This window comes from Paenibacillus sp. S-12, from assembly GCF_030363895.1.
Lineage (GTDB): Bacteria > Bacillota > Bacilli > Paenibacillales > Paenibacillaceae > Paenibacillus_B > Paenibacillus_B alvei.
This window is the reverse complement of sequence record NZ_JASIUF010000005.1, coordinates 150243-173334: the sequence shown is the minus strand read 5'-3', so window position 1 is coordinate 173334 and position 23092 is coordinate 150243. Positions and strand designations below refer to the sequence as shown.

At 46.4% G+C, this 23092-nt stretch carries 22 protein-coding genes and 1 pseudogene; 2 read left to right on the top strand and 21 right to left on the bottom strand.

Annotated elements, in window-relative coordinates; all coding sequences use genetic code 11:
* Window positions 1-6: 6 nt before the first annotated feature.
* Both NO352_RS03620 and hppD read right to left on the bottom strand, forming a co-directional pair.
* Window positions 7-618, bottom strand: a complete 612-nt coding sequence (locus NO352_RS03620; RefSeq protein ID WP_005547723.1) for a flavin reductase family protein — start codon at window positions 616-618, stop codon at window positions 7-9.
* A gap of 30 nt (window positions 619-648) precedes the next feature.
* Entirely contained in the window at window positions 649-1761 is a 1113-nt protein-coding gene (gene hppD / locus NO352_RS03615) for a 4-hydroxyphenylpyruvate dioxygenase (RefSeq protein ID WP_005547721.1), read from the bottom strand.
* 319 nt (window positions 1762-2080) lie between these two features.
* Here hppD and NO352_RS03610 point away from each other — a divergent pair, with 319 nt between their 5' ends.
* Entirely contained in the window at window positions 2081-2374 is a 294-nt protein-coding gene (locus tag NO352_RS03610) for a YerC/YecD family TrpR-related protein (RefSeq protein ID WP_005547719.1), read from the top strand.
* 213 nt (window positions 2375-2587) lie between these two features.
* On the opposite strand, the gene NO352_RS03605 is transcribed toward NO352_RS03610, so the two are convergent.
* The 16 genes and pseudogenes from NO352_RS03605 to NO352_RS03530 form a co-directional block, all read right to left on the bottom strand.
* Complete coding sequence (locus NO352_RS03605; protein ID WP_005547717.1) at window positions 2588-3052, bottom strand: GNAT family N-acetyltransferase; 465 nt, start codon at window positions 3050-3052, stop codon at window positions 2588-2590.
* Window positions 3053-3207: 155 nt separating this feature from the next.
* The gene (gene pckA / locus NO352_RS03600; RefSeq protein ID WP_005547715.1) at window positions 3208-4788 is read right to left on the bottom strand and encodes a phosphoenolpyruvate carboxykinase (ATP); all 1581 of its coding nucleotides are present in this window, start codon (window positions 4786-4788) and stop codon (window positions 3208-3210) included.
* Between the two features lie 333 nt (window positions 4789-5121).
* Window positions 5122-5886, bottom strand: a complete 765-nt coding sequence (locus tag NO352_RS03595; protein WP_289354916.1) for a LamB/YcsF family protein — start codon at window positions 5884-5886, stop codon at window positions 5122-5124.
* Window positions 5887-5901: 15 nt separating this feature from the next.
* A complete protein-coding gene (locus NO352_RS03590) occupies window positions 5902-6879 on the bottom strand; it encodes a 5-oxoprolinase subunit C family protein (RefSeq protein WP_289354915.1) in 978 nt (325 codons plus the stop codon).
* On the bottom strand, window positions 6864-7559 hold the full coding sequence (gene pxpB, locus NO352_RS03585; RefSeq protein ID WP_289354914.1) for a 5-oxoprolinase subunit PxpB: 696 nt from the start codon (window positions 7557-7559) through the stop codon (window positions 6864-6866). Before pxpB ends, NO352_RS03590 begins: the two co-directional genes overlap by 16 nt.
* Before the next feature lie 200 nt (window positions 7560-7759).
* Complete coding sequence (locus NO352_RS03580; RefSeq protein ID WP_289354913.1) at window positions 7760-9061, bottom strand: pyrimidine-nucleoside phosphorylase; 1302 nt, start codon at window positions 9059-9061, stop codon at window positions 7760-7762.
* A 150-nt stretch (window positions 9062-9211) separates the two neighbouring features.
* A complete protein-coding gene (gene deoD, locus NO352_RS03575; protein WP_005547680.1) occupies window positions 9212-9919 on the bottom strand; it encodes a purine-nucleoside phosphorylase in 708 nt (235 codons plus the stop codon).
* A 25-nt stretch (window positions 9920-9944) separates the two neighbouring features.
* Window positions 9945-11126, bottom strand: a complete 1182-nt coding sequence (deoB, locus tag NO352_RS03570; protein ID WP_289355168.1) for a phosphopentomutase — start codon at window positions 11124-11126, stop codon at window positions 9945-9947.
* A gap of 80 nt (window positions 11127-11206) precedes the next feature.
* Window positions 11207-12385: a NupC/NupG family nucleoside CNT transporter gene (locus NO352_RS03565; protein ID WP_005547676.1), complete on the bottom strand. Its 1179-nt coding sequence runs from the start codon at window positions 12383-12385 to the stop codon at window positions 11207-11209.
* Between the two features lie 91 nt (window positions 12386-12476).
* Window positions 12477-12893 (bottom strand): annotated as a pseudogene (locus NO352_RS03560) (cytidine deaminase); the annotation flags it as partial.
* A gap of 64 nt (window positions 12894-12957) precedes the next feature.
* The gene (deoC, locus tag NO352_RS03555; protein WP_005547674.1) at window positions 12958-13623 is read right to left on the bottom strand and encodes a deoxyribose-phosphate aldolase; all 666 of its coding nucleotides are present in this window, start codon (window positions 13621-13623) and stop codon (window positions 12958-12960) included.
* Window positions 13624-13877: 254 nt separating this feature from the next.
* Entirely contained in the window at window positions 13878-14810 is a 933-nt protein-coding gene (locus tag NO352_RS03550) for a DNA-binding transcriptional repressor DeoR (protein ID WP_040735988.1), read from the bottom strand.
* 310 nt (window positions 14811-15120) lie between these two features.
* Entirely contained in the window at window positions 15121-15720 is a 600-nt protein-coding gene (locus tag NO352_RS03545) for a TetR/AcrR family transcriptional regulator (protein ID WP_289354912.1), read from the bottom strand.
* A gap of 83 nt (window positions 15721-15803) precedes the next feature.
* Window positions 15804-17342 carry a DHA2 family efflux MFS transporter permease subunit gene (locus NO352_RS03540; protein ID WP_289354911.1) on the bottom strand — a complete coding sequence of 513 codons (1539 nt, stop codon included), beginning with the start codon at window positions 17340-17342 and terminating at the stop codon, window positions 15804-15806.
* Between the two features lie 188 nt (window positions 17343-17530).
* Complete coding sequence (locus NO352_RS03535; RefSeq protein WP_268620163.1) at window positions 17531-18376, bottom strand: DUF4097 family beta strand repeat-containing protein; 846 nt, start codon at window positions 18374-18376, stop codon at window positions 17531-17533.
* Window positions 18377-18528: 152 nt separating this feature from the next.
* Entirely contained in the window at window positions 18529-19239 is a 711-nt protein-coding gene (locus NO352_RS03530; protein WP_005547661.1) for a 4'-phosphopantetheinyl transferase family protein, read from the bottom strand.
* A 431-nt stretch (window positions 19240-19670) separates the two neighbouring features.
* Between NO352_RS03530 and NO352_RS03525 the strand changes: the two genes are divergently transcribed.
* Window positions 19671-20285 (top strand): TetR-like C-terminal domain-containing protein, encoded by a 615-nt coding sequence (locus tag NO352_RS03525; protein ID WP_289354910.1) that lies wholly within the window; start codon window positions 19671-19673, stop codon window positions 20283-20285.
* A gap of 223 nt (window positions 20286-20508) precedes the next feature.
* Here NO352_RS03525 and NO352_RS03520 read toward each other — a convergent pair whose 3' ends face one another.
* From NO352_RS03520 to NO352_RS03510, 3 genes are all read right to left on the bottom strand, one after another.
* Entirely contained in the window at window positions 20509-21276 is a 768-nt protein-coding gene (locus NO352_RS03520) for a DODA-type extradiol aromatic ring-opening family dioxygenase (RefSeq protein ID WP_005547657.1), read from the bottom strand.
* Between the two features lie 144 nt (window positions 21277-21420).
* The gene (locus NO352_RS03515) at window positions 21421-22056 is read right to left on the bottom strand and encodes an NAD(P)-dependent oxidoreductase (protein ID WP_005547655.1); all 636 of its coding nucleotides are present in this window, start codon (window positions 22054-22056) and stop codon (window positions 21421-21423) included.
* 183 nt (window positions 22057-22239) lie between these two features.
* On the bottom strand, window positions 22240-22677 hold the full coding sequence (locus NO352_RS03510; protein ID WP_005547654.1) for an Rrf2 family transcriptional regulator: 438 nt from the start codon (window positions 22675-22677) through the stop codon (window positions 22240-22242).
* Window positions 22678-23092 lie beyond the last annotated feature (415 nt).

Below are 23092 nucleotides of genomic sequence, written 5' to 3'. Positions count from 1 at the left end.
ACGCCGTTATTTTTTTCGCTCCAGCATGAAGGTGTCAGCAGCGGCACGGGTGTAAACTTGGCCGGCCATGCGTCCGATCGGGAGCAGCTTCTCCATGTTGATTTTGCCGTCTGCATACAACTCGTCGTTTATATGCATCAGCACAACCTTGCCGATAACAAGGCTGCCAGCGCCCGGCTGATCGCCGAAATGGAGAATATCATGAACCACGCACTCCAAATGAATGCCGCTTTCCTTCACCCGGTAAGGGCGAATGACTTCGCTCGGGATTGGAGTCAAGCCCGCAGCCTGGAACTCATCCACCTCGGGATCGAATTCGACGGCCGTTTCATTCATCGGTTCGACGATCTGTTCTCCAACAATATTGACCACGAATTCGCCGGTCGCTTCAATATTGACAAGGGTGTCCTTCTTGCACCCGTCCGTCCCTCGGCGCATTGGGGCAAAGCAGATCAAGAGCGGCTCCGCGCATATTGCCGTGAAAAAGCTGAACGGCGCCAGATTCGCCGTTCCGTTCAGATCGATCGTGGACACAAAAGCAATTGGACGCGGCAGGATGGAGCCTATCATCAGTTTGTAAGCGTCTCTCCAGTGCAGCTCATGCGGTGTAATATCCATGCGGCTTCTACTCCTTCCTGCGGCGCTGGACTACAAGTTGCCGCGGCGTTCTTGCTCCCGTTCAATCGATTCGAACAAGGCCTTGAAATTGCCTTCGCCGAAGCCAATAGCTCCTTTTCGTTGAATGATTTCGAAAAACAACGTTGGTCTATCTACAAGCGGCTTCGTGAAGATTTGCAGCAAATATCCCTCATCATCGCGATCGACCAAAATTTTTAATTCCTGAAGCTTGGCAATATCTTCATCAATGCTTCCAACCCGGTCCGTCAGCATTTCGTAATAGGAATCCGGCGTACTTAGGAACTCGACACCGTTTTCGCGAAGCGCCGTCACGGTTGCAACAATATCGTTTGTCAGCAGAGCCAAATGCTGCACGCCCGGTCCTTTATAATATTCCAGATACTCCTGAATCTGCGATTTGCGCTTGGCAGTCGCCGGCTCGTTAATCGGGAATTTAATTCTGCCGCCATTATGCATCACTTTGGACATCAAGGCCGAATATTCCGTACTAATATCCTTGTCGTCGAAATGAATCATTTGCTTGAAGCCCATCACGTTTTCATAGTAAGCTACCCATTCTTCCATTTGTTCCACGTTGCCGACGACATGATCGATGCCGATCAGTCCGGCAGATTGATGCGGAAGAGTGTCTTCGATCGATTTGTAGCCCGGCAGGAACAATCCTTCGTAATTATCCCGCTCGATCAGCGTATGAATCGTATCGCCATATGTGCCGATGATTGCCTTTTTGACCTTACCGTGCTCATCCGAATATTCGGCCGGCTCCATAATGGCGATTCCGCCGCGTGAGACCGCATCCTTGTAAGCCTTTTCAACATTACTAACCCGCAATGCAACATCCTTGACCCCGTCCCCGTGCAATTTGACGAACTCGGCAATCGGATGGTCATCAGAGAGAGCGCCGGAGAGAACGAACCGAATTTTATTTTGTTCAAGAACATACGATACTTGCTCCCGGTTGCCGGTTTCCAGCCCAGAGTAGGCAATAGGGCGGAATCCGTACCCTTTGACGAAATAGTGCATCGCTTGCTTCGCGTTCCCTGTATAAATTTCAATGTAGTCGATTTCTTGGATCGGGAAAATCTCTTTCTCCGTTATTTCGAAAATCGCTTGTCTTTTCATTCCAACATCCTCCTACACTCGCATTGATTGCTTCCACTGAGAGTATAAGACGGATGCCAATATCTAGCAAAAACGTACTAAACCGCGCTTATGCTCCAACGCACGGTGGATGAACCGCGGCTGCACTGGCACGCACAACTTCAGCATAAAAGAACTGCATAAACGCACTATCGTAGTGAAGCAGCAGCGAGTGAAGCAATCTGAATTGAATTTGTGAATTTTTTTCGAACAAACAGGAGGAAATAGAAGGCCCCTTGTCAAAAAGTAAATGGAAGGCGCATTCATGGTATTCATTTCGGAATGGAGTTGATAGGACGATATGTGTGCCAAGCGTTCCGGCGACCCGGCAATTGAGCAATTGCTGGAGGCCATCATCAAGCTGCAAAGCATCGAGGAATGTTATGATTTTTTCGAAGATTTGACGACACCTAAGGAATTGCAGGCGCTGTCCCAACGGCTGGAAGTTGCCAAAATGCTGTTGAACGGCAGCACGTACATGGAAATCGAAGCGGAAACCGGCGCAAGCACGGCCATTATTTCGCGCGTCAAGCGAACCCTGCACTTTGGCAACGGAAGCTATCGACTCATGCTTGGCAGATTGGATCAGCAGTAGCAGCAATAACGGAAATCAAATATGCATCACTCCATTTTCTGCATAACACAAACAGAGGCCAATGATTAGATGGCCTCTGTCCATTTTCTATAATAAAGATTTCTAAACAGTGAAGTGCACGCGAAATGATATTATTTCTTAAGAAAATCGAAGCTATCTTTTTACCCTAGCAGACCTTTAGATAGCTTCGATTTAGATATACTATTTTTTCAACTATGCAGTGCCATCACTAGACTGTTCATACACCAAATTATAAAACCCATCTTCATCCGCTTCCTCTTCCTTACTCAAATAACCAAGAGACTTGAAGCAAGCCAGACATGGCATATTATCTTCTTCGATGCCTGCTACCCATGTCTTTACAGATTCCATTTCCGGGAGCGCCATCACTTCGCGCACCATCGCTTTGCCGATTCCTTGGGAGCGAAGAGCCGGCTCCGTCATGAGTCCAATATATGCCGTTCCATCCTCCAATTCGACAAAGATGGCTCCGACAGGCTGCTCCCCGCGATAAGCCATCCATGCAAAGTACATGACATTGTCCGTCATGTAATCGAACCATTCCTGTAATGGAAGCATCCCGTCCATGCGTTCGCGCACTTCCGAATCTTCAAACCATGCCTCTAGAATCGGCAAATGGCTGTGGTTAAAAACATCCAATCGTTCAATTGACGCCATCAAGACTACACCTCACTTCATTCCCATTTTAGACAATTTCAATCCTTTTCCATCATAATGAAATGCTTTTCTATAAATTATTCTTCGCGCCAAATGAAACGAGGCCGCCTCTGCGTTATATTCATAACACAAGGGCAGCCCCTTCTCACTTATAACTATAGACGCGGGCCGGCAAGCTTGATTGATTCCGCTACATCGCTGAATTTTTCGAAATTGTGAGCAAAAATCTGCGCCAACTGCTTCGCCTTACGATCATAGGCCGATTTATCCGCCCACATATTTCTCGGATCGAGCAGTTCATGGGGAATGAATGGCACCGCATCAGGGGTAAGCATGCCGAATATAGGATGAGGAATGAAGGACGCCTTCTCGATACTTCCATTTATAATCGCCTTGACCATCGCTCGTGTGTGCGACAGATTTATCCGCTCGCCTATCCCATAGGGACCGCCGCTCCATCCTGTATTGACCAAATAAACCTTTACACCGTATTTCGTGATCTTGTCGCCGAGCATCTCTGCGTACACATCCGGTCTCAATGGAAGGAACGGCCCCCCAAAGCACGCCGAGAATGTCGCTTCCGGCTCGGCTACGCCGCGTTCCGTACCCGCCAGCTTAGACGTATATCCGGACAGGAAGTGATACATTGCCTGCTCCTTCGTCAGCTTGGATACTGGAGGCAGCACACCAAAAGCATCTGCGGTCAAAAAGATAATGACATTCGGATGGCCTGCAGTACCGGGGATGATCGAATCTTGAATATAATCAATCGGATAAGCTGCCCGCGTATTCTCCGTCAGTGCATTACTATGGTAGTCAGCCACACCAGTTACGGCATCAATCCACACGTTTTCCAGAACAGAGCCGAACCGAATCGCATTCCAGATTTGCGGCTCTTTCTCCTGCGACAGTCCAATGCATTTCGCATAGCAGCCGCCTTCGAAATTGAATACACCCGCATCGGACCAGCCATGCTCATCATCGCCGATGAGGCGGCGTTCCGGGTCAGCCGACAATGTCGTCTTGCCTGTTCCCGATAATCCAAAAAACAGCGCCGTATCTCCATCCTCACCTACATTCGCCGAACAGTGCATCGGCATGACGCCGCGGAAGGGCAGCAAATAGTTTAAAACGCTGAAAATCGACTTCTTTATCTCGCCCGCGTAATGAGTACCGCCGATAAGCACAGTCTTTCTTTCGAAGGAAATGGCAATGAACGTCTCGGAATTCGTTCCGTCGACAGCCGGATCCGCCTTCATGCCTGGCATTGTAATCACAGTAAATTCAGGTTCATGCGTTAACAACTCATTCGTTGTTGGACGTATAAACAATTGCTGAACGAATAAATTTTGCCACGCGTATTCATTAATGAAGCGAACAGGCAAGCGATAAGCCAGGTCTGCCCCTGCATATCCATCGAACACAAAGAGCTTGCGGCTCTTCATGTAATTGATCGTTTTGTTATACAGCGAGTCGAATTGCTCTGAGGTGATAGCCTGATTCACCTCTCCCCAAGCGACATGGTCAGCCGTGCCCGACTCTCTGACGATGAACTTATCCTTCGGGGAACGCCCCGTATATTTGCCTGTTGTGACTTGCAAAGCGCCTGTCGAAGTTAAATGGCCTTCTCCATTGCGGAGAGCAGACTCCACAAGTTTGGCAACAGCCACGTTTCTTTGAGATTCATCTACATACAGACCAGCCAATTGAGTACTTTCCTTATTTTTCGCGATCACGGTTATCCTCCCTATTCCACTGTTACCGAGTTCTTGTTCTATCCCGACTCCAAACAACAAGAAAATGTATATTTTATCCTTTTCAATTAATGTATAATATAAATAAATAATACGCAATATATAAAAACATATTGACTGAATCTAATTATTTATTACGTCATTTTGAAAATGTTTTCACAAAATCGACAAATAAAAAAAGGTGTCAATGCTTTTCTAAGAGATGAACTCTCTAAAAGAGAAGCATAAACACCTTTTTCCCATTTAAGGCCAATTCGCCTGTCTCCTATAACACTATCTCTTCTAGAGTACAAGATAGATAAATTGAATAAACTCCTACTTTGCTAAAACGGATTGCATAACAATCCCTTCCTCACTCAATCGCTGCCGCAAGCTTTGGGCAAAAGCGAACGCGTGCGCACCGTCGCCATGAATGCATACTGTATCGGCTTGTATCGCCACATCAATACCCTGAACAGCGTAGACAACCCCTTCTTTTACCATGCGAATGACCTGCTGAACCGCTTCCTCGGTATCTGTAATCAGCGCATTGGCTTCCCGACGCGGCGTCAATGAACTGTCCCTTTGGTACGTCCGGTCTGCGAATACTTCATGCGCACAACGGAGTCCAACGGCTTGTCCAGCCTTTATGAGTTCACTACCCGACAGCCCGAACAACACCAGCTCTGGATTCAAATCATGGACAGCCCGGGCAATCGCCTCTGCCAGTGCATAGTCGCTTGCAGCCATATTGTATAACGCACCATGCGGCTTCACATGCTGCATCTGTCCACCGGCCGCCGTAACAAATCCGTACAGTGCCCCGACCTGATAGACAACCATATCATAAGCTTCCTCAGGAGTAATATCGAGGTTTCGCCTTCCGAATCCAGCTAGATCAGGCAGTCCTGGGTGGGCCCCAATCGCTGCCCCGCGCTCAAGTGCTGCCGCTACAGTCCGCCTCATGACGGTTGGATCGCCGGCATGGAAACCGCAAGCAATATTCACGGACGTCACGAACGGCAATATGGCCTCATCTGAGCCAAGCTGATATGCGCCAAAGCTCTCTCCCATATCGCAGTTTATATCGATTCGATGCATAATACCTCTCTCCTCCTAACGCATCCGCAGGGACAGCCCCTGCCGGAATTGGGCAATTTCTTGTTCCCGCTTCACATACAATTCTTGCGCTTCTTCTTGTGTTACCTCTGTAAATCGAATGCACCCGCCTGGTCTCACTTGGGCGATAAGCGGCAAATCCACACTAATTACATGAGCGATTCGAGGATATCCGCCGACCGTTTGCCGATCCGCCAACAACACGATCGGATTGCCTTCCGGCGGTATTTGAATCGTGCCCATGCTAACGGCAGACGATATCATTTCAACAGGTGCTGCCACAGCAAGCGGCACATCTGCGAGCCGATAGCCCATCCGATCCGACTGTGTCGTGACACGGAACGGTTCCGTCCATAAACGCTGCTTGCTCTCTGCACTGAATTTGTCAAACTCAGGACCACGGACGACGCGAATCACCGGATTCTCTTGGTATGCAGGCCGAATCGAATGACCTGCCCCCCACGGCATGACGACTGTTTTATCGGAGCATGTTTTGAACCATTCCACAGATTCACCTGTTTCCAGCACATCTCCAGCCTCAAGCGCTCGACCATGCACTCCGCCTATTCCTGCCCGCAAATAAGTGCTGCTGCTCCCCATTGCCTTCGGAACGGCAATCCCGCCGCTTATTGCCAGATAGGCTCTACAGCCCGATAAGACTCGCCCGAAATTCAGTGTGCTTCCCGCAGGAACATACACGGGGCGCCAGAGCGGAATGGCCATTCCATCAATGCTAGGAGACAGGTCGCCTCCCGCTAAAGCGATCACGGCTCCCTTTTCAAATTCAAGCTGTGGCCCAAGCAGCGTTATCTCCAAAGCCGCCTCGCCCTCTTCATTGCCTGCCAGCAAGTTCGCCATCCTTAGTGCCGCCGCATCCATTGCACCGCTTATAAGTACGCCATACTTTTGCAACCCAAAACGGCCGAGATCCTGAACCGTCGTCAACATGCCCGCCGCTTTTACCCGGATATACATGTCCCGTGCCCCTCCCATTTCTTGTATTCCTCTTCTGTAATCGGCAAAAAGCGTACACTATCCCCTGTCCTAAGCAAGGTTGGAGGATTCATGTCTGGACGAAATAGCGGCACTGGCGTGCGTCCGATCAATTGCCAGCCGCCAGGCGTAACGATTGGATACACTCCTGTTTGCATACCGGCAATCCCGACCGTTCCCGATGGAATCGCAAGCCTTGGTGTGGAGCGCCTTGGTGTGGAAATCCGCTCCGACATGCCGCCCAAAAACGGAAATCCTGGCGCAAATCCAAGCAAATAAACAACATATTCACCGCTGCTGTGAATACGAACAACTTCATCCGGTGATAGCTCGTTATGCGAAGCGACCTCCTCCAAATCGGGTCCAAAGCTCCCGCCATAACATACCGGAATGTCAACAGTTCGAACATTGCCTTCAAGCTTCATTTGTAACGATTGGGCTGCGGCGCTTTCTAACGCTTTTTGCGCCTTTGAATACCGCAGTAATACCGGATTATAAAATACCGTAACAGTCGTAAAAGCGGGAACATATTCAATCATTCCATACATCGGATGCTCATCAAGGTAAAGCGACAACAACCGAACTTGATCATGAGTGTCCGATCCGATGACGGTACCAAATTCAACGACGATCGCTGTATCTCCAAGCGGAAAAAATCTCATGCAGTTCCCCCTTACGATATTGATGAGTTCATCATAGCATGATTTCAATTCCACTATCCACGCTGGGTACATATTGGGAAAGGTGTTCAATGTTAAAGTTTTTAATAAAATGTACACGCAATTACACCAAAAAGCAGTATAAAAAAGAGCAGGCGGCAAGGCATCTGTGCCCGCATCCTGCTCTTTAATGAAACTTATATTTATTCCGTTACGATATTATGGACAAGCACCGGTGCCTCAGCATGATCGCTAATCCGAATGTTCTCGTAAATTTTTGCAATGACGTCATCCACATTTTCACGATTCGTATGGATTGTTACCAAAGACTCGCCTGCCTTAACAGCATCGCCAATCTTCTTGTTTAGCATTAAGCCTACTGCAAGATCGATTTCGGATTCCTTCGTTGCACGGCCTGCTCCCAGCAGCATTGCTGCTGTCCCGATCTCGTCAGCAATGATTTCAGCAACTACGCCGTCTTCACGCGCCGGAACTTCGATCTTGTATGCCGCTTGCGGCAGCTTGTTCGGATCGTCGACAACTTCTGGATTGCCGCCTTGGTTCGCAATGAACTCCTTGAACTTCTCCAATGCCTTGCCATTGTGAATAACTTCCTTCAGCTTCTCTTCTGCTTCTTCTAAAGAGGAAGCCTTGCCAGCCAAGAATACCATCTGTCTGCCGAGCGCAAGGCAAAGCTCTTCCAAATCCTCAGGTCCATGTCCGCGCAGTGTATCAATCGCTTCCTGTACCTCAAGCGAGTTGCCGATTGCCCGGCCAAGCGGCTGGCTCATATCGGAAATAACAGCCATTGTCTTACGGCCGACATTGTTACCGATGCTTACCATCGCGTGAGCTAGTTCCTTTGCATCCTCTGCTGTCTTCATGAATGCTCCTGCCCCAGTTTTCACATCAAGCACGATAGCGTCAGAGCCGGCAGCAATCTTCTTGCTCATAATTGAGCTGGCAATGAGCGGAATGGAGTTGACAGTCGCTGTTACATCACGCAGTGCATACAGCTTCTTGTCTGCAGGCGTAAGGTTGCCTGTCTGACCGATAACTGCAATTTTATGATGATTAACAAGGTTCACAAACTCATCCTTGGTAATTTCCACATGGAACCCTTCGATTGCCTCAAGCTTATCAATCGTGCCGCCTGTATGTCCAAGTCCGCGCCCGGACATTTTGGCAACTGGAATATCCAATGCAGCAACTAGCGGCGCCAGTACAAGCGTTGTCGTATCGCCGACACCACCAGTCGAGTGCTTATCCACCTTAACGCCTTCAATTGCGGAGAGATCAATGGTTTCTCCGGAGTTGACCATTGCCATCGTCAGATCTGCCCGTTCACGCTCCGACATATCCTGAAAATAAATGGCCATCGCAAAAGCACTGACTTGATAATCCGGGATATCCCCCTTTGTATAGCCTTCAATAACAAAGTTGATTTCCTCTGTTGTCAGTTCCTTGCCGTCACGCTTCTTCGCAATCAAATCCACCATTCTCATCGTTGAATCTCCTCGCTCTCCATTGGATATTGGTTAACTTGCTGATATCAGTAACGAAGACTATTCTCTTCCTTTGTAAACGAACTTACTCAGAACATGCAGCAATCTATTTCCTTTTACTGATTCCTAGTGACAATTTGAGATTCCTTCTTACAACGAAATAGCTGTCTCCAACGCTACTTCCATCATGTCGTTGAACGTTGTTTGACGCTCTTGCGATGTCGTTTCTTCACCTGTCAGCAAGTGATCACTCACGGTCAAAATTGTCAGTGCGTTGACACTGTATTTCGCAGCCAGCGTGTAAAGCGCCGTAGTTTCCATTTCTACCGCCAATACGCCATAGTCCATCAGCTTCTGAACTACGGACTTGTCGTCGCGATAGAACATATCGGATGTGAAAATGTTGCCGACATGTACATTCATGCCCTTCGCAACCGCATTGTCATAAGCGTTCTTCAACAATGAGAAGCTGGCAATTGGGGAGTAGTCGTATCCGCCAAATACGTGACGGTTCATGCTGGAATCCGTACAAGTTGCTTGAGCAAGCACGACGTCGCGCACATGAACGTCCTTCTGCATCGCGCCGCATGTGCCTACACGGAACAAATTCTTTACACCATACTCATTGATCAGCTCATTCACATAAATGCTTGTTGTCGGAATTCCCATGCCTGTACCTTGTACAGAGATGCGCTTGCCTTTATATGTCCCTGTAAAGCCGAGCATCCCGCGAACCTCGTTGTAGCAAGTAATATCCTCCAAGTACGTTTCTGCGATATATTTCGCGCGCAGCGGATCTCCTGGCAGCAATATCGTTTCTGCAATTTCGCCCTGTTTCGCTCCAATGTGTACACTCATAACTATGTTCCTCCAGTAAGATGAATTATTTCAAATCCGTTAAAAAGCTCTTGCCATAAGCAGGCGCTGCAACAGCAAAGTTTTCTGCCACCGTTGCCGCGATATCCGCAAACGTGCCGCGCAGCGGAAGTTCCTTACCTCCTGCTGCAAAGCGTGGAGAGTAGGCAATCAACGGAACATACTCTCGCGTGTGGTCTGTGCCCTTGTAAGTTGGGTCATTGCCATGATCCGCAGTAATAAGAAGCAGATCGTCGTCTGTCATCTTCGCGAATACCTCTGGCAAGCGCGCATCGAACTCTTCCAACGCGTGTCCATAGCCTTTTGGATCGCGGCGATGCCCGAACAATGCATCAAAGTCCACAAGATTCAGGAAGCATAATCCCGTGAAGGACTCATCCAATGTTGAAATAAATTTATCCATACCGTCCATATTAGACTTTGTTCGAATCGCCTTTGTAATTCCTTCACCATCATAAATATCCGAAATTTTACCCAATGCGATGACATCAAAGCCTTGATCCTGCAGTTCATTCATCGTTGTGCGGCCAAATGGCTTCAGCGCATAATCATGACGATTCGCTGTTCGCGTAAAGTTTCCAGGCTCTCCTACAAATGGACGAGCGATGATCCGTCCAAGCATGTATGGATCATCTCGGGTAATCTCGCGACAGAACTCACAAATCTCGTACAGTTCCTTCAATGGAACTACCTCTTCGTGTGCTGCAATTTGAAGGACAGAATCCGCAGATGTATAGATAATGAGTGCGCCTGTCTTTACATGCTCCTCGCCAAGCTCATCGATAATTTCGGTTCCGCTTGCCGGCTTATTGCCAATTACCTTGCGCCCTGTCTTCGCCTCAATACGCTCAATCAGCTCAGCGGGGAATCCATCAGGGAATACGCGGAACGGGGTATCAATATAGAGACCCATGATCTCCCAATGACCTGTCATCGTATCTTTGCCGCGGGAGGTTTCTTGCATTTTTCCATAATAGCCCAGGGGACGCTCGGCCACCTCTATGCCAGGAATCGAACGGATATTGGACAAGCCGAGTGCTGCCATGTTGGGCATGTTGAGCCCTCCGCATTCCTGTGCAATATGTCCTAATGTATCTGAGCCTACGTCATCAAATTGTGCAGCATCAGGAGCTTCTCCGATGCCTACAGAGTCCATTACGATAAGATGTATTCGTTTAAATGTTGTCATCATGTCGTTCTCCTTCCCCAAGGTACGATAATAGATGCTTACAACGTCCACTTAACCAGAAGTGGACGTTGTGAATACTTTTATAAGAAAATACCTGCAACAATCGCAGACAATACGCTTACCATCGTGGCGCCGTACAACAAACGCAGACCAAAGCGAGCTACAACGTTGCCCTGCTTCTCATGGAGTCCTTTCACCGCACCAGAAATGATGCCGATCGAGGAGAAGTTAGCGAATGATACTAAGAATACGGATACAATACCCGTAGTGCGCTCAGACAAAGTAAGCTTACCAAGATCAAGCATAGCGACGAATTCGTTTGCAACCATCTTCGTTGCCATAATACTTCCCGCATCGACCGCTTCCTTCCAAGGTACCCCCATTAGGAACGCGAACGGTGCGAACACATAGCCAAGCACTTCCTGGAATGAAATTCCGAAGATACTGCCAAAGATGCCATTGATAAGTGCAATCAAGGCGACGAAACCGATCAGCATTGCAGCAACTGTAATCGCTACTTTAAAGCCGTCCATTATATACTCGCCCAGCATTTCGAAGAACGACTGCTTATGCTCTTCCTGCACTTCCAAAATATCTTCTTCCTTCGTCACCTTATATGGATTCAAAATTGAAGCGATAATAAATCCGCCAAACAGGTTAAGCACGAGCGCGGTTACTACATATTTAGGCTGAATCATCGTCATATACGCACCGACAATGGACATCGACACAGTCGACATCGCAGAAGCACACAGTGTATATAAGCGGCGTTCCGGCAACAGACCAATTTGCTTTTTCACCGAAATAAATACTTCGGACTGACCTAGAATCGCGGATGCAACTGCGTTATACGATTCCAGCTTTCCCATACCGTTAACCTTGCTAAGTGCAAGACCGATGTACTTAATAATGAAAGGCAAGATTTTCGTGTATTGCAAAATTCCAATCAGCGCGGAAATAAATACAATCGGCAGCAACACGTTTAAGAAAAATTGAGTGCCTTGGCTATCATTCACGATTCCGCCAAATACAAAGTTGATGCCTTCGGCTGCATAACCTAGCAATGATTCAAATATAGAAGCAAACCCCCGGATTAAGGTTTCTCCTACCGTTGTATTCAATAACACAAATGCCAAAATAGCCTGCAACACAACCATAATGGCTAGTGGGCGATAACGAATGTTGCGACGATCCTTACTTGCGATATAAGTGAGTCCAAATACAGCTAGCAGACCAATGATCGCAATGACAAATTTCATGTAATGTTCCTCCCATGCTTAAGCATGTATAGATTTATTAAATTGGCAAGTTTTCTTGTTACCGCTTTCAAAATGAACGGAATGCTATAGCTTATTCACTGTCCTTTTCCATATCGGCACCAGAGAACGCGCCAGGAAGCAATTGGGACATTGTCCATTCCTCAATGTCGCCCTTGAGATTCGTCAAGTATATCTTCGTACCGCCATCGCAGAACTCTGCTAACACTTGGCGGCAAGCTCCGCACGGAGACACAGGCCCGTCCGTATCAGCAACTACTGCAACAGCTTCCACCTTCGTCTTGCCTTCCGATACAGCCTTGAATACCGCCGTTCGCTCTGCACAATTCGTTAAGCCATAAGATGCATTCTCTACGTTGCAGCCGCGATAGATAACTCCATCTGCCAATATAGCCGCTCCAACCTGGAAGTGAGAGTATGGTGCATACGCTTGCTTGCGGGCTTCCAACGCTTCTTGAATCAACTGATCTTTCATGGGCTGATCCTCCTCATTGAATGTTGAATCATTCCGTCATGAACGTAACGTACCCTGACGGAATGATTCCGTCTCTATTTTAATAAGAAGATGTTGATGTTAGGCCTTTCATGATGCTGACACCGGAACTCGCACCGATACGGGTTGCCCCTGCTTCAATCATGCTGTTCACATCTTCCAAGCTGCGCACGCCTCCAGATGCCTTCACACCTGTTTGTTGTCCTACCGTCTTGCGCATGAGGGCAACATCTTCACGTGTAGCACCGCCTGTCGAGAAGCCTGTAGATGTCTTAACAAAGTCGGCCCCTGCCTTAACAGCCAGTTCGCAAGCACGAACCTTCTGTTCATCTGTCAACAGGCACGTTTCAATAATGACCTTTACAAGCGCTTTTCCTGAAGCCGCTTTCACAACTGCCTCAATATCCTTTTGCACGAATTCATCGTTGCCTGCCTTCAGCTCTCCAATATTAATAACCATATCGACTTCGGTTGCACCATTGGCAATCGCATCTTGCGTTTCCAATGCCTTGACAGCAGAAGTAGATGCGCCGAGAGGAAATCCGATAACCGTGCATACCTTAACTTCTGTACCGGCTAGCTGCTCTGCACAGTAAGATACCCAAGTCGGGTTGACGCATACTGAAGCGAATTGATACTGCTTTGCTTCCTCAACCAGCTTGGCAATATCCGCTTGAACAGCGTCTGCCTTCAACATCGTATGGTCAATCATACGCGCTATGCTCATGCTGTACACCCCTTATATACTTGTGTCATTTGTATTTAGGTAATTCTAATATTGATTTCATGGGTATCATAACACGCGATCTGAACAGATGTAAAGTTAGCTTTGAAATTTTGTTCATTACAATATCGTGAACTGCTTTCTTACAATATTTTGAACAAAAAGGATATAAAAAATCCCCATCGAATAAGCCGTGAGACATGAACGCCACGTACTTACTCTAAGGGGAAAGCGGGTTTACCGCATGGCGGTAATTATTACATTAATGCTTGGGCTGTAAATTGATCCGTAACAAGTATATTTGCATACCTTCCTATAAGCGCAGCTCGGATCGCTTCTATCTTTCGCTGTCCACCGGCTACTAGTATTGACTTTTCCTTCTCCCGCAAATCTGATAGGTCGATGCCCACAGTGCGATCATTGATCCCTTCGCTGCATATATTTCCTTGTGCATCGAAGAATCGCGAACATATGTCTCCTACACCACGGCTCTGCAGCAGCTTCTTCTCTTCGTCGCTGAAATAACCCAGTCGAAACAAAAGTGCATCATCATTTACAGTACCTACAGTGAACATCGCAATATTGGCCTGCTTGCCAAGCTGAATAATCCGGCGAATATGCCGATCCTCCTCCACCATCTGCTTCAGAGCAACACTGTCGAATATTACGGGCAACGGCAAATAGCGGGCAATCGTATGGTATGCTGCCGCAAATAAATTCACGGTTTCCGCTGCATACGTATTTACATGAGAGTGGCTAATGCCTCCCTTGAGCTGTACAACCTCCACGCCCCGAATTTGCTTCTGCTGAAGCTGCAACGCTACGGCATGCATTGTTCGCCCCCATGTCACCCCGATAATATCCGAGTCTTGAACGGTTTCGTACAAATATTCGGCTGCACGCTTGCTAATATGCTTTTGGATTTCTTTATATTCATTGACAGGCGAATAACAGACGAGCGCCGTATCCAGTCCATATTTATGTCGGAGTCGTGCTCCCAATGCATCGAGATCCTCAAGCGGATCGACAATATCAATCCGGACATATCCTTGCTCCTTCGCATATTGCAGCAGCCGGGATACGGTCGGACGAGACACCCCTAGTTTGGAGGCAATATCCATTTGGCTATAATCCGATAAATAATACAGTCTTGCCGCTTCAATACTCAATCGCTGTTTTTCATGATCCATGTCTACAACCCACTTCTTGTGAAATGATTCTATGAACATGCTGTTATTGAAACATCTAGCTACTGCAGCATTTCGCACTTTAAGCCGCTGTTAGGAACGTACACATGATAAGGCTTACTCGCTTCCTTCTTTGAACCTATACTACCATATTATGAAGAGATGTAAACGCTCACGAATAAAATTAGAGACCCTCCTTAAACTGGGAACACAAACCTAATTACCTGCTGCAACACGGATTAGTCCCCCATCTAGGCCAAGTCTCTATCACTTATCTGCTATTCATTTTTATTTAGCTGTGAAACATGTCCAACTACTTGAACAGGCGAACAATCATATCTGTGTCAGGCATACTGAAATACTCCCCCGCTTCAATTTTCATGAGCGCTAGGCCTTGAATCATCGACCAATAAAGCGTCGCCAAACGCTTTGCATCCTCAAGTCGAATGATTCCGTCCCGTTGCCCGTCCTCGATGAATTGAAGCATATGCTTCATTGGGCTTGATATATCCTGCATTTGTGTCTTAACCGATTCCGGAATGGAAGCAAAGGTCGACGCTTGAAGCACAATATGGTGATAGTATACAGCTTCTTCGTTATGAATAAACGCTCGTAAAATTTCTTGCGTCATCCATTCAATTTTGTCCAAGCTGCTCCCTTGTTTCTCTGCGGCAAGCAGCGTCAATTGATTTGAAGATTGGAGCGCACGCTCCACTAATGTAGCAAAAATTTCATCCTTTGATTCAAAATAATGATAGACAAGGCCGTGACTGAATGAAGCTTCCTTGGCGATATCACTGATTTTGGTAGCTACGAAGCCACGATTTGAAAAAACCTTTAACGCGCTATTCAGAATCTGCTCTCTTCGTTCATCCCGAATTAACTTATTTTGATCCGCATTTCTAGGTGACATATGTATACAGCTCGCCGTACGGAGCTTCCTTTATCGCCCCGATAAAACTGAGCCTCCTCCTTTTTTCCAATATAGAAAGATGTCTATACGGTTGACTGATCCGTTTGTTGAGAACAACATACTTCCTTCGTTATGCGGAAGCGCTCGTTCCCCATGAAAAAGGCAAGAGGAACCGCCACTGCCGCTGCCAAAGCAAGAAAACAAAAGCCATAATGAATAGATTCTACAAGTGAAACCCGTACTGCCAGGGCTAGATGCTCAGGTATCATTCGATTCGCTCCAATAAGCGTTTCAGCCTTGCTGAATTTCTCTAGTAATGCTGGATCCAGCTTCAAAAAAGAAGCTTGGCGCAGAAGTTCAACAGCTAGACGTTGGTTCACCAAAGTACCCGTAATGGATGCGCCTATCACACCGCCAATTGTGCGAAAAAAGGAGACCATAGAAGTAGCCACCCCTTTGAACCGCTCAGGTGCAGCAAGAGTTGCTGCTGTCTGTGCATTCGGCATTAAGATTCCAATCCCAATACCTATTAAAGCAGTGTTCCCCCTAACATACCACATATTTACCCCAAGCGGCAGGGACGAAAATAAGAATGAACTTATCCCCATAAGGCATATAGCGAGCAGTACCGATCCTCTCCAACTCATTCGTTTCATAAGCATCGTTCCTATAACCGTTCCCACCATAACCGAGAACATCATTGGAGTTAGTGCATTTCCCGCATCTCCTATATCTCCTCCTAGTCCCGCCTGAATAAAAAAAGGAATGTAAAGCATAGCTCCGTACATGATCATCCCTTGTATAAAAGAAGCTGCCGAGACTCCGGCAATTGTACGATTGCAAAACAATTGCAGAGGGATAATTCCCTCGACTGCTAGAAGCTCTATGACAATAAAGAAAATAAGAGCTATCCCCCCGCTTGCCAGCATGAACACTACTTGCCACGAGGCCCAACTGTATTCTCCGCCTGCCAGTTTGAACGCTAATAAAAGAAAAACCGTTGTTAATATGAGAAGCACTGCACCCGCATAATCCACCTGTCTGCTGCTCTTCTCATTGCGGGATTCGACTAACGAACAGCTTACAATCAAAATAGACGCGATGCCAAAAGGGATATTAACGAAAAAGTTCCAGTGCCAGTTCAATTGTTCGGTTATAAATGCCCCAAGTGATGGCCCAACAACGGAGGAAAGTGCATAAACACCCATGAATAACGCCTGGAACTTGCCAGCTTTCCCTTGCGGAAGAATCGTGAAAATTAATGTAAATGTAATTGGCATAAGAAAACCCGCTCCCAATCCCTGAATTCCACGGAAAGCAATAAGCTGGGGTATTGATGCGGCAAAATCGCATAATAAGGAGCCTGCAGTAAAAAGAATCAACCCGGAAATAAAGAAGCATTTGCGCCCATACATATCGGACAACTTGCCTACCACCGGCATAATTGCTGTTGAAGCGAGCATGTAAATTGTAAAGACCCATGATACCGAATCAAGCCCCCCTATCTTCTGAACAATGGAGGGCAGAGCAGTAGATACAATCGTTTGATCCAAGGAGGAAAGAAAAATGCTTAACAGCAGCGCTCCTATCGTCCAATTTCGTTTATACGGATCCAACTCCATACGAATTTTCCTTTCTACAATGGGATAAATGCCTGCGATGTTTTTCTATTGACTAATTATTCAATCAAAGAAATTTTAATCTTACTATTACAAATAATCAAGCATAAATTTAATCTCTTTCCTTGTTTTGCAAATTCATAAAGACAACAAAAAAGCTTCAGCACGCAGCGCTGAAGCTTTTTCTAACTTTATTTTATTTTTTCTAAGATCATTTTCCCGGATGAAGTCGTTACATCCAACACAGGCGACTCAGAGGTTGCCTGATTGACGCTAGCTTCAAATTTGCGTTTTCCTTCTTTTTGCTCTAGCGTAACCGGAATGTTGAGATCCGCACGATCCAGCTTCGTATCCGCCACAATGCGGAACACAGCATCAGAACGTACCCGAATCGTGGCATTACCGGAGCTTGTATGTACGCGAACCGATTCATCAAAGGAATCAATCGCCATATCTACGTTGCCAGAGGAAGCCTCGACACTTCCTTTTCCCGTCATTTTTCCAAGGTGAATATTGCCGGAGCTTGCAGCCACTTGATATTCTTTGCCCGAATAGCCCTTCACATTGATATTCCCGGAAGAAGATTGAGCAGACAACTTGCCTGCTTCAACTTTGTCAGCTGTAATATTTCCGCTTGATGCCTCCAGCTTCAACTCATCATATACCTTCGCAGGAACTGCAACCTCTACAGTGAGAGACGTATTAGTCCATACTTTCCCCTCTACTGGCCCTACTTTGATCGCTAACTGTCCTTGCTCCAATGTCGTGTTAAGCAGTTCATCCATCTCATCCTCATTGCCGTCGAATTTGCCATTCACTTGCACTTGAATGTGCTCACCGCTGCCAGCTTTTAATTGTACATTAGCCGCTTTCGTCCGAACATCAATGCGAGACACCTCTGCTGCTGCAAATGACCGTTCAACATGAACTGGCGTGCCAGGTACAGAGACAACATTTGATATTCCTTGATTACATGCACTTAAACCGATTAACAGTGGAATCAATGAAAAAATTGTCAAGCAACGTTTTGTATTCACTTTATCCGATCCCCTTTATGCCATTTCATGATTGTGGAAACTTTTGAAAGTAAGACGTTTGTCTTCGCCCCTCTACTTCAATATATGAAATCTTGTATGCATAGAATTCTCACAAACACCGTCTTCCCACATATAGTAGTAAGATTCATTATCTAAACATGAATATACTGATCTCGGAATTGCTGCAAAAAATCTGAGGCTCTCATCACAGCACACACATCCGGCAATGCCTCATACGATGAACATGCCGTCAATTTATAATCAGGATGAATGGAATAGGACTTCCAATAAAAAGGCTTTTCGCTAGGTGACGCCAATTGCCAGGCAACCTCATCAGCGTGACACGAAGTGAAAGCGCATAAATCTATTGGCATAGATAATCCCATACCTGTTGTTTTTACATAGCTTTCCTTGTATGTCCACAGCTCAATGAAGCGCTCTTTCCTTTTGCTCGCTGGCAAAGAATCAAGCACCCGTTTCTCGTTTATAGACAAAATGCTTGCAAAGTTTCCTACTTCCAAATCCTCATCAATCTGTTCAATATCGATCCCAACGGGATGCCCCTTATCGTTCGCAATACCGACAACCCATATACCAGAATGAGAAACATTGAATTGAATATGCTTGTACGGTTCACTCACAATAGGCTTGCCGAACTGATCCGCTTGAATGGCAATCTGTTCAGTAGTGCAGCCTGTCATCTCTACTAGTAAACGCTTGGCGACGAGTTCACTTAACATGGAGCGAATGGAGTCCATCTCTCGATAGAAGCGTCCCACCTTCTCTCTTCGTTCCGGCGATAAATAAGGCAGCCACTCGTCCAATCTGATCATGCTGTCGATCCGAACGGCAATTGCTTTCATGATGTTCTCCTTCTAAATACTTCCTGTTATATGACAAAAATTATACACTCAGCCCTCTTAATCTACAATATTTTCCTGTTGGTCTCAACCTACATCTACGTTACTCCTAAAAAACCAACATTCATAGGTTAGGCACAAGTGCTCAAAGACGATGAATCAATCTTATTGATTCCCTATATACCTTAGCAGCCAATTCCCTACTAGAACTATGGAAAAGATTACAGCCAGCATATTTCAATACCAAGATGAATGTATCCAAATCCTCTCTCTCCATTTGGTTGTTTTTCTCGCAGCACAAAACAAACCCTATTATTGTATTAACTAATATTGTTAGTTATAATATAGCCAAAAGCAGGAATCTCTCTATAACGCAGACTCCATTTGCACGATAGCAATAATAAAAAAATTACGTACACAGAGGAGCAATGATCATGTCACCTAGAGTTGGTTTAAACTCCACAACAATACGAGAAGCCGCTACCTATATAGCAGATACCCAGGGCTTCGAAGCGGTTACGCTTGCTTCGCTTGCACAGCAGTTGAAGGTGCGCCCGCCCTCTCTCTACAATCATGTTGATGGCTTGCAGGGCATACGCCAATTATTATCCATTCATGGACTCGAACAATTAGAATACACCATGTCACGCGCAGCAATAGGACGAGCAGGAGATGAAGCTGTTCGCGCGATTGGTAAAGCATATGTCGCCTTCGTCCGCAATCATCCTGGTCTCTATGAAGCTACGCTTCATGCACCTGATCCGCATCATGAGAAAGTACAGCAGATCAGCAATGATATCGTCGATCTCGTTATTCAAGTCCTTCAAGCATATGAGCTATCTGGCAATGCCGCTATTCACGCCGCACGCGGCCTCCGAAGTTTGCTGCACGGGTTTGCATCCTTGGAGCAAAAAGGGGGCTTTGGCATTCCTCTTGATCTCAATGTCAGCATGGAAATACTTATCAATGCTTTTATCGCTGGCATTCATACGATCAAAGAAAATTCAGATTCAGAGCGATCAACAACAGTCACCGAAGATAATAAATAGAAAATATGTCCAACCCACAAGAGACGCACAAAAAAGAATGACAATAGCTCTTCGACAAATCAAGCTGGGGCAGCGGCAATAACTCCAATTCCTCGGGAGGATTGTCTTGGCCTTTGTTAGCAAAACATAATATGCTGCGCTCCCTAGACCATCCTTGCCTAACAAGAAAGAGAGCTATCTACCCGCATCATGCGCGGAGGATAGCTCTCTTTTGTGTCAGAAGTTAATTGAAGGACAAGCACATGTAACTTAGTGTCCCTAATTCATAACTGCGATGGATAACTTTCGGATTCAAGCCATCCCCTGCGCTCCCAAGTGCAATAAAGAGGGGAACAAAATGCTCTGCCCGTGGAACAGCTAGTGATGCATGAGGAGCATGTTCCTGATAGGAGGCCAACTCACTCCATTGCTTTTTCTCCAGCTTTTCAATTAGCCAGTCGTCGAACTGGACAGCCCAAGGTTCAGGCTCTGTCTGTTCCCATTTCAACATGCGCAAATTATGAACGCTCGCTCCGCTGCCTATTAGTAGAATGTCCTCATCCAGCTCACTAAGAGCCTCTCCGATTAGCAGTTGTTTCTCTGGAGAAAGGAATGGATTTACAGATATCTGTACAACTGGAATATCAGCATTCGGATACAAATGCTTCAGCAGCGACCATGAACCATGATCAAGACCACGTGATTCATCACGGTTTACAGAAATACCATGCGCAGCGAAACTGCGTTCTACTTCAGTTGCAATCTGTGTGGAGCCCTTCGCAGGATACTGTACCTGATACAATTCATCAGGGAATCCATAGAAGTCATAAATCGTCTCATACGTCCCATCATGGAAAGATACTGTTAACTCCTCGCTTTCCCAATGGGCACTGAACAGTACGATCGCCTTTGGCTTCATACTTGCTCCGAGCTTAGTTAAAAATCGAGTATATTCATTATCCAATACAGCAATCATCGGCGAACCGTGACTGAGAAAGATTGATTTTGGCATCGCGATTCTCCTTTATGTTCAACATAGCGGCTGTCCAAGCGATATCATGAGCAGCGCCATGCAGTGTGTCCATGAGATGTTCTTAAAGGATCACACAGAATGTACGAATGAATTGTTTCTATGCATTTGCAGCCAAAATCGTGATTAATAAGCTGCTGTAAAGCGGCGGCCCGAAAATTGCGGATTCTCCACTTCATCCAGAATTGCTACAGAGAAGTCCTCAGCTGAAATGCGGCTATTGCCTTCAGCATCCACAACCAATTGGTCTGTTCCAGTACGATATTGTCCAGTGCGCTCACCTGGCTCAATCAAAGCAGCAGGGCTCACGTTCGTCCATGCCAGCGTAGATTCATGGCGGTACACATCAAGCGCGTCGCGATGTGCTAGCGCGATTGGCTTCCAAGCATCAGGGAAGTCTGGTGTGTCCACAACTTGAACGCCTGGCGCCACTTCAAGGCTTCCTGCTCCGCCAACAGAGATCAAACGTCCTACTCCAGCCTGCTTTACACCAGCGATCAATGCTTGTGTTGCTTCCACAAGTGTAGATTCTTCTCCCATCTTAGGCCCAAAAGCACTAACGACAACATCATGACCCGCTGTACGCTCAGCCACGCTTGCGGAATCGAGAATATCGCCAGTCGCCACTGTCAAATTGTCATGAGACTGCGCTACGCGCGAAGCATCACGAACGATTGCCGTTACTTCATGACCTCTTGTCAAAGCTTCATTCACAATACGTTGTCCAATTGTACCTGTAGCACCATATACCGCGATTTTCATAATAAGTTCTTCCCTTCTATAGTAAAAAGTTTATTTATTATTTCCTTCTGGTAAGGACAGCAATCCACGCTTAGCAAATTACTTTAATGTAATAAAGAATGTTACAACTAGCGTACGAAAAACTCCATGAAACATTGGAGTCATTCTTATTCAAATTGTAGACCGCCTGCACTCTACTATGAATCACGCATCCTCCTGCATTCGATCCTTCAAATCTCCTGCTAACTGATCCAGCGTCACTTCTGCCAGCACCTTCTCCATCGCAGATTGTGCACGCAGCATAACAAGCTGTAATACAGATTCAATATTTGCGCCTATTGGACACTTGGGATTCGGATGTTCGTGAAATCCGAACAATTCCCCTTCCTCAACCGCCTCAACTGCGCGATATACATCAAGAAGATGAATATCACTAGCTGGCTTGCACAAGGTTGCTCCCCCTGTACCAGGACGGACATCTACGAGTCCAGCCTTCTTCAGTTGGGATGTTACCCGCCGAATGACAACAGGATTCGTGTTGACGCTGCCTGCCATCCACTCCGACGTATGATGGGCATTTGGTTCAAGCGCCAGCAAAGATAGAATGTGGACGGCTACACTAAAGCGGCTGCTTATCTTCATGCTGCTCACCCTTTCATGTAACCATTATAGTTACAACTAGATTGAATTGTCAAGCTTCCTTTTTCCACTTGCAAATGAATAGCGGTCACGCCGTTTGATTCATGGCGAATACCGCTATCTCGCCTAGTAATATTACACCTCGTTCACCCGCAATTCCCTATATGTCCAAGCTGCCTATGTAGAAATTCGCATTCTCTCGCTACCCAAACCATTTCACCGCATCATGATAAAAAAACACCTCGCACCGGGATAAAGTTACTATGATCACAGTACCGATAATGAAAAGAAGAATTCAAAAAGTGCGCAATGGAAAGATAGTACAAATCGTAAAAGCGAAGCGCTTATCTTTTATGTGCAAATTGAAATGAAGAGCTATTTGTACGTTTCCCCATCAATCAAATTCGAATTCAACGAA